Raw genomic sequence first — 10,445 nt, 5'->3', positions numbered from 1 at the left:
GTCATGGTGACTCCCTCGGTGGTCGTCGGGCGGTCGGCAGGTGACGGATCAGGCCTGGAACGGCCATGTCGGCAGGGACCGGTTCTTCCAGGCGGCGTTGGCCACCCCGGCGAACGAGCCGTACCAGGCAAGCAGCGCGGTGAGCAGGCCCGCCCAGCCGCCCGCGTGGCTCAGCTCCGTCTGCTGCCCCAGTTCTCCGGCGGTGAGCAGCACGAAGGTCACCGACAGCACCGCGAACACGGCGAGCAGCAGGCCGCTGATCCGGGTGGTGACGACCGTCATGTAGACGGTGAAGATCGTCCAGGCGAGCAGGAACACGCCGGTGGCCTGGTAGGCGTGGGCCGTCGGCAGCTTCGGGGCGACGAACTGGACGTAGGCCGCGAAGGACAGCCAGAAGGAACCGTAGGAGGTGAACGCCAGCGCGCCGAAGGTGTTGTTCTTGCGGAACTCCCACATGCCGGCGAGGACCTGGGCGATGCCGCCGTACCACAGGGCGAGCGGCAGCACCACGGCCTCCAGCGACGCGTCCTTGATCAGGCCGGCGTTGAAGACGGAGAGCACGAAGGTGGTGAGGGCGAACGCCGCCAGCCCCAGGGGCCCGGGGTCGGCGACCTGCGGGCGGGGCGCCTCGGGCGCGGCAGGGGCCTGCTCCTGGGAAGCGGCGGGCGTGGGGGTCTGAGTCATGGCGCGGTCCTTGGGTCGGGGTGCCTGCTCGGCACGGTCCTGGGACGGGAGGGTGCGTCGTCCGCAGGCGCGGGCGACGGCAGACGGTGCAGGGTGCGGGGTGGCGGCGGTCCGGCCCGGGGTCGGGGCCGGGAGATCGCACGCGTCCTCAGGGGGAGGCCGCGGGACGTCCGACTGCCGCTCCCGGTCCGGGAGCACGGCTTGGCGGCCGGCCGTTCCGTGTTGTCTCGCTCTGGCCGGTTACTGTGCGGCACCCGCGCCGCGTCGGGGAGTCCTGATACGGGACTTGTCGGTCAGTGGCGTCCGTCGCGCGACGGACGGACGGGGGTGCGGGACGAACGGTCGCCCCCCACCGCCGAGCGGCCGGCCGTACCCGCGTCCAGCGCCTCCGGCAGATGCAGTCGGGCCAGCATCACGGAGGTCCCCGCGGGCACGCTGCCGGGCGTGGCCAGGGACACGCCCACCATGGTCAGGAACGCCACCGGCACGCTCCAGGCCGCGGGCTCGGCGAGGAGGACGCCGGCCCAGCCCGGCCCGTCCGCGCCCAGCAGAGTGAGCGTCAGCGCGGCCCCCGACAGTCCGCCGCCGACCAGCATCCCGGCGACGGCTCCGGCCGGGGTCAGCCGCCGCCACCAGATGCCCAGCACCAGCAGCGGACAGAACGTGGAGGCGGCCACCGAGAAGATCAGCCCGACCTCGTGGGCCACGGAAACCCCACTCTCCGACAGCAGCAGCGCGATGGCGCAGGGAGCGAGCACGGCCAGCGTGGAGGCCCGGCGAAAGCCGCGCACGTCCCCGCCGAGAAGGTCCTGCGAGAGCACGGCGGCCACCGACAGGGCCAGTCCCGAGCAGGTCGACAGAAAGGCCGCGAAGGCGCCGGCAACCACCAGTGCCGTCAGCAGCTGACCCGCGGCGCCCGGCACCAGCCGTCCGGGCAGCAGCAGGACCACGGCGTCCGCCCGGTCGGCTGCGGCCAGGCTGGGCGCGTAGAGCCGCCCGAGCCCGCCGTAGACCTCGGGCAGCAGGTAGAACGCGCCCAGCAGACCGAGGACGCCCACCGTCGTACGGCGGGCCGCGCGGCCGTCGGGGTTGGTGTAGAAGCGGGCGATGACGTGTGGCAGGCCCATCGCCCCCAGGAAGGTGGCCACCATCAGGGAGTACACGCCGTAGAGTGCCTGCCCGCCGCTCTGGTCCGCCACCGTGCGGGCGGCCGGCGCGGGTGCCGGGCGCAGGCTGCCGGACGGTTGCCAGACACCGTGCCAGACGAGCAGCAGGACGATCGCCGGGACGGCGAGCGCGGCGAGCTTCAGCCAGAACTGGACGGCCTGGACTAGGGTGACGCTGCGCATGCCCCCAGCGATCACGCTCATCAGTACCACGGCCGTCACCAGCACGGCTCCCGACCAGGTCGGCGCCCCGAGGGCCGCGTGCAGGGCCAGTCCCGCGCCCTGCAACTGCGGCACCTGGTAGAGCCACCCGATGAGCACCACGAAGGCGGTGGCCGTCCGCCGCACCGCCAGTGAACCCAGGCGTGCCTCGGCGAAGTCGGAGACGGTGTAGGCCCCCGACCTGCGCAGCGGCGCCGCCACCAGGACAAGGAGCACCAGGTAGCCGGCCGTGTATCCGATGCCGTACCAGAGCATCGTGCTGCCGTAGGCCACCAGCAGTCCGGCGATGCCCAGATAGGAGGCGGCCGAGAGGTATTCGCCGCTGACCGCGGCCGCGTTGCGCAGCGGCGAGACGGTGCGGGAGGCGACGTAGAAGTCCGGGGTGGAGCGCGACTTCAGGCCGTAGCCGCCGACGGCCACCGTCAGGGCGACGACCAGCAGGACGGCGGTCAGGTTCTCCGCTGTGCTCATCGGAGGACCATCCTTTCTGCAGCTCCCATGGGTGGGGTTGTGGCCTCTCGGTCCCGGTGGGTGCATGGCCTGTAGTACGCGCCGTCCGACGGCCTGCACGAGTTCCGCCGGCCCCGCCGGGACGAGGCCGTCCGATCGGCTTCGGGGACACGCCCCCAAGAGTGCCGACCGACGTGGTCGCTGCTCACGGCCGCACCACCGGGCAGGTGCTCCCCGGACGACGTGGGACTACGCCGCACGTGTGCATCGGATGGGGCTGGGCGACCGAAAGCACGACGTGACGGTCATGGACGCGACCGGCAAGCGCATCGACTGGTGGGAACTGGCCGAGACCGAGGAAGGGTTCGCCAAGACCCCGCGAGGCCCCGCATGCACGGCGCCCCGGCCGTCCTGCCCGTGGCCATCGAGACCACCGGGGGCCCGGCCGTCGGTCGGCTGCTGACCGTCGGACACCCGGTCGTACCGGTGCATCCGAACGCCTCCCACGCCGTGCGGGCGCGCTGGGGCCCTGCAAGCGCCCTGGCTGCTGCGGCAAGAAGTCCGGCATCTTCCTCATCGAACGCCTGCGCGCCGCTCCGAAGGCGGCCTCCCGCCTCAGCGAGACGGCCGTCGAACAGCTCGTGCGTGTCCAGCTCCAGCTGGTCCAAGGCATGCGCACCACGATCCGTACCCTGGACAAGGCCATCACCGAAGCAACCGCGACCCGTCCTTGCGCACCGCTGTTCGCCGCCGTGCCGCGCATCGGCAAGGTCAGCCTCGGCCGTGTCACCGACGGGACCGGCCCGATCCTGGAAGGTGCCCCGGCCTGCGAGCAGCTCACCGGCGAAGCGGGCGTCGTGCCCGTCACCCGCACCTCGGGCAAATCCCGTACGGTCTCCTTCCGCTTCGCGACCAACCGCAGAGCTCGCGTCGCCCTGCCCACCTTCGCCGACAACAGCCGCCACGGCGGCGACTGGGCCGCCAAGATCTACGTCGACGCCCGGGCCCGCGGAGAACGACACCCCCGCGCCATCCGCGTCCTGGCCCGCGCCCGGCTCCGCGTGATGCGGGCCTGTCGGCGCGACGGCACCCCCTACGGCCCCGCCGTCCACCAAGCCACCAGCGCGATCAACACGCCCGCCGACGAGCCTCCGGCGGCATAGAGGTCGACTCAGGAAACTCATGAGCGGTGGACGTGCTCGACGAAGTCGCGTTCGTGCCGCTCGGCCCGGCGCACGTAGCAGAGCCCGGCGGTCACCAACAGCACGTAGACCGGCAGCCCCAGGACCAGCCAGGGCAGGCCGACACCCCACAGCCGTGCACCGTGCGACGCCCACACGTGTCCGAGCAGCAGCGGCAGAGAGGCCAACGGCAGGCAGACCGCGCCGCACACCAGCAGCGCCAGCCGGAGTTGGGTGTGCATCAGCGCCTTGACGTACACCTCGCCGAGCGGGGTCTGTTCGTGCACGTCGCGCACCGCTGCGTTCCCTCGGCCGGGCCGGGCGGCGCGGGTGCGCGGATGGGTGACGGTCACACGCTGGGACGGCTCACCCATCAGCGGCGCCTCTTCCCCTCGGCGGGCCGGACGGGGCCAGCAGCAGCTCCCGCAACCTGCGGCTGCTGCGGCGGCTGACCGGCAGGACGGCGCCGGCCACACGAACCGACAACCGTCCGGAGTCCGCCAGCAGTTCCTCGATGTGACCGGTGGCGACGAGGTGGCGGCGGTGTACCCGCACGAATCCGGCGTCCTGCCACTGGTCCTCCAGGCTGGACAGCGGCACCCGCAACAGACAGCTGCCGGATGCGAGGTACAGACGTACGTAGTCGCCGCACGCCTCCACGTGCCGCACCTCGGAGCGCCGGACGAACCGTGTCACACCGGAAAGTTCGACAGCTATGGTCTCGTCGTCGGTGTGTGCGAGCCGCTCGGCCGGGGGCGGGGCGGCGGGTTCCGGAGTCGCGGGGGCCGGATCCGCCTGCCGCTCGGCTATGCGCCGGACGGTTTCGGCGAGCCGCTGGGCGCGCACCGGCTTGAGCAGGTAGTCCAGGGCCCGCACTTCGAAGGCGTGCACCGCGAAGTCGTCGTACGCGGTGACGAACACCACCGGCGGCGGGGCGGCGAAGCGGGACAGGACCCTGGCCACCTCCAGCCCGTCCAGACCAGGCATGCGCACGTCGAGGAAGATCGCGTCCACGGACCTGTTCTCCCGAAGCGCGCGGTCCAGCGCCAGCAGCGCGGCGGCGCCGTCCGCCGCGGACTCCACAGGACCGACGCCCGGATTCAGTCCGAGCAGGTAGACGAGTTCCTCCAGGGCATGGGGTTCGTCGTCGGCCACCAGGATGCTCAGCATGCGTGAGTGTGTCCATTTCCCGCACAGCGGGTCAATCTCCCGACAGCTGTGGCATGCGCCACATCCACGACGGGGCTGCGCTCACTTGAGCGCGCCGAGGCCTTCGCCGGGCTGTTCCCCGCCTCCCGCCGCGGCCGTCACCCCCGCCCGATACTTGGGCACCCGGATCCGTACCTTGGTGCCCGCTCCGGGCGCGGTCTCCACCACCAGCCCGTACGCGTCCCCGTACACCTGCCGCAGCCTGGCGTCGACGTTCCCCAGTCCGACGCCACCCGAGCCGGTGGCAGAGGAGGCCCCGCCCGCGGCCAGAATGCGCCGCAGGTCCTCGGGATCCATGCCGACTCCGTCGTCCTCCACGGTGATGTGCGCCTCGGCGCCCGCGTCCCAGGCGAGCACCGTGATCCTTCCGGGGCCGGTCCGGCCCTCGAAGCCATGCCGGACGGCGTTCTCCACCAGCGGCTGCACGCACAGGAACGGCACCGCGACCGGCAGCACCTCCACGGCCGCCTGGACGTCGACGCGCAGCCGGTCACCGAAGCGGGCCTGCTCCAGGACCAGGTACTGGCCGATCGAACGGAACTCCTCCGCCAGCGTGGTGAACTCGCCGTGGCGCCGGAAGGAATAGCGCGTGAAGTCGGCGAAGTCCAGCAGCAGTTCGCGGGCGCGCTCCGGATCCGTGCGCACGAGCGAGGCGATCGCGGTCAGCGCGTTGCACGCGAAGTGCGGGGAGATCTGCGCGCGCAGTGCCCGCAGCTCTGCCTCCACCAGGCGGGTGCGGGAGCGGTGCAGCTCCGCGAGTTCCAACTGCCCGGACGTCCAGCGGGCCACCTCACCGGTCGCGCGGACCAGGCCCGCCGACACGCCGGGGGCGTGGGCGAGCAGCGCGCCCTCCACCCGGTCCTCCACCACCAACGGCGCCACGACGGCCTCCCGGAGCTCGCAGCGCGTCTCGCCACACCACACCCGGTCGGCCTTGAGTACGGCCGCCCCGCCGCCTGCCAGCACGCCGGCGGCCAGATCCACCGCCGCCGTGCCGTGGTGCTTCCTGGCGCCGTCCCAGGCGAGGACACGCTCGGTGTCCGTGATGGCCAGCGCCGGGACGCCCAGCAGTTCACGCAGATGCCGGGCGGCCGCACCGGCCGACGCCTCGGTGAGCCCGCCGCGCAACGCCGGCGCCGCGAGAGAGGCCCGGTGCAAGGCTTCGAAGGCCGCCTGCCCCGCCCGCCCGTCGAAACCGACGTGCCGCCGCAGCCACCGCCGGTGCCGGAATATGCCCGTCATGGCGGACACGGTAGTCGCGGGGAGCGGCGACGGACGAGTCAGGCCGTGGCAGACTCGTCAGCGGCATCGCGGCGGCCCGGAGCAGGGCCGTGCCCGTGTGCCGACGGAGTTTCCGTCGCTTCCGGCCCCAGTGCCTCCGCGGTCAGTGCCGTGAACGGCCGAGGCCGGGCGGCAGCACCCCTGACCCCGTGCACGAGCCGCCGTCGACGGCCACGGGCACCCCGATGCAACCGGGACGGCTCCTCAATCCCCGGCCACAGCCTGTCCAGCACCGGTATGGCGCCGGCCATGCTGAGAGACGGCACCTTCGTCATCTCCAGCAGCAGCGGGGGCGCGCTCTGGTCCACCGGCACCTACAAGAACGTCCCTGCCGCAGCCGGCTTCCCACGGTCGCCGACCGCTCTGTCCGGCTGCCACCGGGCTTGCTTTCCCTCCCCGCCGACAGGGCCGGCGGGGAGGGGACCGGCCTGTTCCACCCCACGCCCTCCAGCGCCTGTCCCGCGTGAAAACCCGGGCTCGGGCCCCTGATCAGGACGTTTCGCTGCGGACGGTGGCGGACCGGGGCGTGATCGAGATCCACGCGGTGGTCATGGATCCATCTGGTCACGCGCAGGTCACCGGAGCCGGCGGTGCGGCTGCCGAATATCTCGTCCGACCGGGTCAGGCGGCGTGCCGGTACTCGTGGAGCACTCCGGCGAGCCGGTCTCGGCGGCGTATGTCCAGACGGGAGATGCGTCCCGGATCGCCCCTTGCGGTCCCGGGCCTCGGCGCCGCGGCTTTCGAGCCGCACGCCCCCCTGCTCGCCAGAGGACGTCATGGGTTCTGCGCCACAGGCGCTACCGGGCCGCATGCCGTACTTGGGTCCAGGGCAGCCGGCGACTCGTCTTCCTCGGCGACCTGCCGAGGCGCGCGGGAAGGACGCGTGGGCATCCCGGTGGACGGGATGTTTCGGCGCGTACGGTGCCGTGGTGCACGCTCCTGTCAGGGGGTGGCCGACGTGTGGTGCTCTGCAGGTAGACCAGCACGCACATGAACAGCATGAAGACCACGCTCCACACGATGACCCGGCGGAAGAGGATGCCCTCGCGGCCCTCGAAACCGACCGCGGCGGCGGCGATGGCGAGATTCTGCGGGGAGATCATCTTGCCGAGCACGCCACCGGAGGAGTTGGCGGCGGCCATGAGGGTGGGCGACAGGCCGGCCTGGTGGGCAGCGGTGATCTGGAGGGCGCCGAACAGTGAGTTGGAGGAGGTGTCGGAGCCGGTGACGGCAACGCCCAGCCAGCCGAGGATCGGTGAGAGGAAGGCGAAGGCCCCGCCGGCACCGGCCGCCCACAGACCCAGCGTGGTGGTCTCACCGGACTCGTATGATGTAACCGAGCCCTATCACCAGCATGACGGTGAGCACCGCGAACTTCAGCTGGTCCAGGGTGCGTCCGTGGGCGCGCAGGGCGCGGCGCGGGTTGACCTGGATCAGCATCATGCTGATCAGGCCGGCTATCAGCAGCAGACTCCCGGCCGCCGAGGAGTGGTTGAGCTTGAAGGTGGTGGCGACGGGGTCGCCGTTCGGCTTGACGATGTGCAGCCCGGGCCAACGTGTGAGGCGATCAGATCGGCGGCACGCTGCCGCAAAGCAGGCGAGCGTCATCCGGCTGCCCGGTCCCCGCCGAGCAGCCACCGAGGGGAGTGCCTGTCCGGCGGGAGGCAGCGTCCCCGACCCGAGCGTGATGTGAGCCAGGGCCCTTGGCCGCGACTACGAAGCTGCCTGACCGGCCTCCGTCCGAGCAAGCCACACCACAGGTGCGCGCCCTGCGGCGGGGTCTGCGCCAGGTCCAGTACCGACCCCACCTCATCGCGGTGCCATGGCGCAGATTGACCAGGATCGCCAACAGGCGGACGGCGAAGCGAACCTGTGCTTCGCTTCGGCTCCTACCGCCCGCTGCCGCAGTCCAACCGCGAGCCGAGCGTGATGCGGATCGTGCCACAACGGCCCCACCTCAGGTATGAGTTCTCCGACCACATCCACCGGTGCGCCGAGCGACGGCCAACCGTGCACGAGGTCGTCAGCACTCGTGGTGCCATGGGGCACCCGGGTGCCGGGCAGCTGCTCACTTGACTGGCACGGCCACGCGGAAGGCGGCGACTGTCGAAGACATCGGCGCCCGGTTGCGCGTGACGCAGTGTCCGGGTTCAACCCTCGAAGTCGGACCAGATGATCCCGACGCCCGTCCCGCTCACGTCGTGGCCGACCAGGATGCTGTTCGAGTTGTGGGCGATGGTGGGGAAGACCAGCGTGTTGGCGCCGTTCGTCGGGTTGACGACCACGTCGATCAAGGGGGTCCGGGAGCCGGCGGCCCGCTGCGCCGCGAACTCGGCTCCGACCCGCGCCAGCGCGTCCGCGTATCCGGGCTCTCCGGCGGTCAGGTTGAGGGCCCCGGCGATGCCCCAGCTGTCCGGAGTGCTGGAGTAGATCGCCGAGGCGCCCTCGCTCAGGTCGTTGACATCATCCGCCGCGTCCTCCCAACTCCCGCTCACCAGCGCCTCCGGCGTGGTCCCGCCGGCGATCAGGGCGACCGCCGTGACGAAGGCGCCCAACTCGTCGTGCCAGTCGTAGGCCAAGTACACGTCGTGCAGGCCGTGCGGGATGTCGTCGAAAGTGAAGTACTCCGAGGCCCCGAGCCCGCACATCGCGAGGTCGCCGTGCACCCGGAGCTGCCCGGCCAGGACGAGCTCGCCCTGGTAGCCCGCCCGGTCCTCGGCACCCGGTTCGTCGGCCCCCCAGAGGAACGGCGGCTGGTAGTTGGCCTTCAAGATCTCGTGGATCGCTTCGGTGATCTTCATGGAGGGAGTCTGGCACCTCCGTCCGACACGGCCGCCCTTACCCCGCCGTGCGAGGACTGCGAGCCGTGATCTCCGCTGAGCACGTGATCGAGCGCGCGGGCGAACAGGGTGTGACGCCGCTGCCCTCCCTCGCCGAGTGCTTCGACGGCAACCACGCCGAGGGCAGTATCGCCCTCAACCAGTGAGGCCCGTGGGAGCCCGAGCACATGCTGTCGGGAGAGCGTGTGAATACCTGAGAAGCCATCGCCGCACTGGGCGTGACGGGTGCGTGTAGACACCTCTCGGTCGGTGTGACGCGCCCTTCGGTCAGCTCGTACCACAACAACCGGTGCCGCTTGGAGCCGATGCCGGGGTCGCCCTCCTCGCAGGTGCCCAGTTCGACGTCGAACTGGCCAAGCAGGCCGACCGCGCGTCCGTGCGCAACCGGGTATGCCAGGCCGACAGAGCGGGAGTCCGAGGGATCCATGCCCGCCCCCGCGACCGTGCCACCCGCCCGCAAAGGAGCCCCTTCATGACCACCGCGTCGACCGCGGCCGCAACCTACTCGGAGCCGCTCTGGTCCCAGGGCCGCCGCTACCGACAGTTCGACGACACCGAGAACCGGCTGCTCGAAAGCCATCTCGGCACCAGCCGCGACCGCCCTGCCCTCGACGTCGGCTGCGGCGACGGCTCGCTCACCCGACACCTCGCCGACCTCGGCTACCGCACGACCCGCATCGACTGCTCCCCGAGCGCCATCGCACTTGCCGCCGCCCACAACACCCGGCCCGGGCCCGCGCCGACCTGGCGGTGCATGGACATCACCACCGACGACCCCAGCGCCCTGCCGGAGCCGGCGTACGCGGTCATCACCTGCCGCCTCGTCTACCGGTGGATCGACGACAAGGCCGCCTTCCTCGACCGCGTCCGCCGCCTCCTCGCCCCCGGCGGGACCTTCTGGGTGGTCACCGAGCTCGCCGGACGCCGCCCCGCCACCGACCCCTTGCAGGACCTCGGCATCACCCCCGCCCAGGCCGAACTCCTCACCGCGGGACGGTCCGCCGTCCCCACCGCCGACCTCGACGTCCTGCGCTGCTACGCCCTGCGCCCCTGACCCCAGCCCCGCGCCTGATGGAGAACCAGTGACCACCGACCAGGACACCATCGCAACCTGGAACACCTACGGAACCCACCGACTCGCGCGAGGACTTGAGCTGCCCCAGCTGGACCGGCGGGATCGGGGCATCCCCGGCACCGGCTGCGGCATCGAGGTCTCCGGCGACGTGGCCGGGCTGCGCGTTCTCGACCTCGGCAGCGGCCTTGGCCGGCACGCCGCCCGCCTCGCCGCCCGGGGCGCAGACGTCACCGCCGTGGACGCCGCCTCCGCCCAGCACCAGCGCGCCGCGACCCGATACCCCGGGCCTGCGCCGTAGCGCGTCCAGGCTCCGGAGGCCGGTTCCAGGGGGCGCGTC

Annotated in this window: 9 protein-coding genes and 1 pseudogene; 3 read left to right on the top strand and 7 right to left on the bottom strand. The window is 72.0% G+C overall.

Annotated elements, in window-relative coordinates; translation table 11 throughout:
- Positions 1 to 48 precede the first annotated feature (48 nt).
- Together AC5WRT_RS29660 and AC5WRT_RS29655 are read right to left on the bottom strand one after the other, a co-directional pair.
- Positions 49 to 684, bottom strand: a complete 636-nt coding sequence (locus tag AC5WRT_RS29660; protein WP_496097161.1) for an acetate uptake transporter — start codon at positions 682 to 684, stop codon at positions 49 to 51.
- A 293-nt stretch (positions 685 to 977) separates the two neighbouring features.
- On the bottom strand, positions 978 to 2,543 hold the full coding sequence (locus tag AC5WRT_RS29655; RefSeq protein WP_496097162.1) for a sodium/solute symporter: 1,566 nt from the start codon (positions 2,541 to 2,543) through the stop codon (positions 978 to 980).
- A 650-nt stretch (positions 2,544 to 3,193) separates the two neighbouring features.
- Here AC5WRT_RS29655 and AC5WRT_RS29650 point away from each other — a divergent pair.
- Positions 3,194 to 3,685 (top strand): transposase, encoded by a 492-nt coding sequence (locus AC5WRT_RS29650; RefSeq protein ID WP_496097163.1) that lies wholly within the window; start codon positions 3,194 to 3,196, stop codon positions 3,683 to 3,685.
- A gap of 17 nt (positions 3,686 to 3,702) precedes the next feature.
- On the opposite strand, the gene AC5WRT_RS29645 is transcribed toward AC5WRT_RS29650, so the two are convergent.
- The 5 genes and pseudogenes from AC5WRT_RS29645 to AC5WRT_RS29625 form a co-directional block, all read right to left on the bottom strand.
- Positions 3,703 to 4,077, bottom strand: a complete 375-nt coding sequence (locus AC5WRT_RS29645) for a hypothetical protein (RefSeq protein WP_496097164.1) — start codon at positions 4,075 to 4,077, stop codon at positions 3,703 to 3,705.
- On the bottom strand, positions 4,070 to 4,873 hold the full coding sequence (locus AC5WRT_RS29640) for a LytR/AlgR family response regulator transcription factor (protein ID WP_496100789.1): 804 nt from the start codon (positions 4,871 to 4,873) through the stop codon (positions 4,070 to 4,072). Before AC5WRT_RS29640 ends, AC5WRT_RS29645 begins: the two co-directional genes overlap by 8 nt.
- 81 nt (positions 4,874 to 4,954) lie before the next feature.
- The gene (locus AC5WRT_RS29635) at positions 4,955 to 6,154 is read right to left on the bottom strand and encodes a sensor histidine kinase (protein ID WP_496097166.1); all 1,200 of its coding nucleotides are present in this window, start codon (positions 6,152 to 6,154) and stop codon (positions 4,955 to 4,957) included.
- A gap of 836 nt (positions 6,155 to 6,990) precedes the next feature.
- Positions 6,991 to 7,801: pseudogene (locus tag AC5WRT_RS29630) on the bottom strand (L-lactate permease).
- Positions 7,802 to 8,343: 542 nt separating this feature from the next.
- Entirely contained in the window at positions 8,344 to 8,994 is a 651-nt protein-coding gene (locus tag AC5WRT_RS29625) for a hypothetical protein (RefSeq protein ID WP_496097167.1), read from the bottom strand.
- Between the two features lie 511 nt (positions 8,995 to 9,505).
- Between AC5WRT_RS29625 and AC5WRT_RS29620 the strand changes: the two genes are divergently transcribed.
- Both AC5WRT_RS29620 and AC5WRT_RS29615 read left to right on the top strand, forming a co-directional pair.
- On the top strand, positions 9,506 to 10,087 hold the full coding sequence (locus AC5WRT_RS29620; protein WP_496097168.1) for a class I SAM-dependent methyltransferase: 582 nt from the start codon (positions 9,506 to 9,508) through the stop codon (positions 10,085 to 10,087).
- Between the two features lie 28 nt (positions 10,088 to 10,115).
- Positions 10,116 to 10,406 carry a class I SAM-dependent methyltransferase gene (locus tag AC5WRT_RS29615; RefSeq protein ID WP_496097169.1) on the top strand — a complete coding sequence of 97 codons (291 nt, stop codon included), beginning with the start codon at positions 10,116 to 10,118 and terminating at the stop codon, positions 10,404 to 10,406.
- Positions 10,407 to 10,445 lie beyond the last annotated feature (39 nt).

Source organism: Streptomyces sp. NTD91, assembly GCF_059510455.1.
Note: the sequence above shows the minus strand (reverse complement) of the source record. Positions and strands in the feature narration are given on the sequence as shown.